Genomic DNA, 1,550 nt, shown 5'->3' with positions numbered 1-1,550 from the left:
AAAAAAAAAAACTGTAAAGAGGTGCCCTATAAACCCTAAAGGTGAAATGGGTGATCTGTAGGAAGGGAGTCCGAGGGGCTCATAGTACCGAGGAGCCGCAGGACAACATAACCTGCGGGAGGGAAGGGGCCCTGCTTTGTTCAAGTTTTTCAAGGAGGTAAGAGCGAGTGAATGCCATGAGGCTAACGACACCAAAGGAAAAAGTTCAACAACTCCAAGAGAAGCTATATTATGCAGCCAAGGAGAACAGTAAGCGTAAATTCCACGCACTGTATGACAAAATCTACAGAACGGATACTCTGCAAGAAGCTTGGAGGAGAGTCAGGGTAAATAAAGGGGCCTCGGGCGTAGATGGAGAAACGCTAGCAGACATTGAGAAGCTGGGAGTAGATCGATTTCTCCAAGATTGTGAGAAGCGACTAAAAGCAAGAGATTATCATCCCCAGCCCGTAAGACGACAATACATCCCGAAGAAGGATGGCAAGTTAAGACCGCTAGGTATCCCAACCGTGAGAGATCGCGTGATCCAGATGGCAACTAAACTCATAGTGGAACCAATATTCGAGGTAGACTTTCAAGCATCTTCCTTCGGATTTCGCCCGAAGCGAAGTGCGAAGCAAGCGCTCGAACGCATCCGTAAAGCATGCAATCGTAAAGGAAACTGGGTGGTCGACGTCGACATCCAAGGCTACTTTGACAACATCAATCAAGACAAGCTCATGAAGCTAGTGGAGATGCGGATCAGTGACAGGAGAACACTGAAGTTGATTCGTAAGTGGTTGCAAGCCGGGGTGATGGAAGAAGGAAGCGTTCGACGCTCTGATTTAGGAACTCCACAGGGTGGTGTTATCTCCCCCCTACTAGCGAACATCTACCTGAACTACTTTGATGTGTTATGGGAAAAGCATGGGAAAACCATAGGTGAACTGACAAGGTATGCAGATGATTTTGTAGTGATCTGCAAGACCAAGAAGGATGCGGAGCATGCATTTAAGCTCATTAGAGCCATTATGGAGCGACTAGAGCTAACGCTACATCCAACAAAGACACATATTGTAGGGTTATGGACAGGTGAAGAAGGCTTTGATTTTCTAGGCATGCACCATCGAAAAACAAAGGCGGAAACGTCAGCGGGTAAAGTGTACTACACCACACAGCAATGGTTAGCGAAGAAAGCGGAAGAGCGCATACGAGAGGTGATAAAGGAAAGACTGGCTCCACCGAAGATGCGTTCAAAGCCCTTGGCAGAGCACATCGCATGGCTTAATCCGAAGATTACAGGATGGAGTAATTATTACTACACCAACTACAGTCAACGGAAATTAGCCAAGTTAGACTGGTACATTCTACAACGATTAACGAGGTGGTATGCCAAGAAGAGGCAGAGGCGAAGATGGATGAGTTCCCTTCGAGAAGTGAGTGTTATAGCCAAGCAAAAGGGATTAAGGACGCTACTGTAATCTGCATGCGCATAAAAGAAGAACATCGGAAAGCCGTATGAGGGAAAACCTCACGTACGGTTTGATGAGGAGGGGCTGAAAAAAAAAAAA

Annotated in this window: 1 protein-coding gene; it reads left to right on the top strand. The window is 46.6% G+C overall.

What is annotated here, in order from left to right:
- Window positions 1-176: 176 nt before the first annotated feature.
- Window positions 177-1,460, top strand: a complete 1,284-nt coding sequence (gene ltrA, locus J2Z32_RS22190; protein WP_245251706.1) for a group II intron reverse transcriptase/maturase — start codon at window positions 177-179, stop codon at window positions 1,458-1,460.
- The last annotated feature ends 90 nt before the right edge of the window (window positions 1,461-1,550 follow it).

Source organism: Paenibacillus turicensis (assembly GCF_017873435.1).
GTDB lineage: Bacteria > Bacillota > Bacilli > Paenibacillales > Paenibacillaceae > Fontibacillus > Fontibacillus turicensis.
The sequence above is the reverse complement of the archived record's forward strand: the minus strand, read 5'-3'. Positions and strand labels throughout refer to the sequence as shown.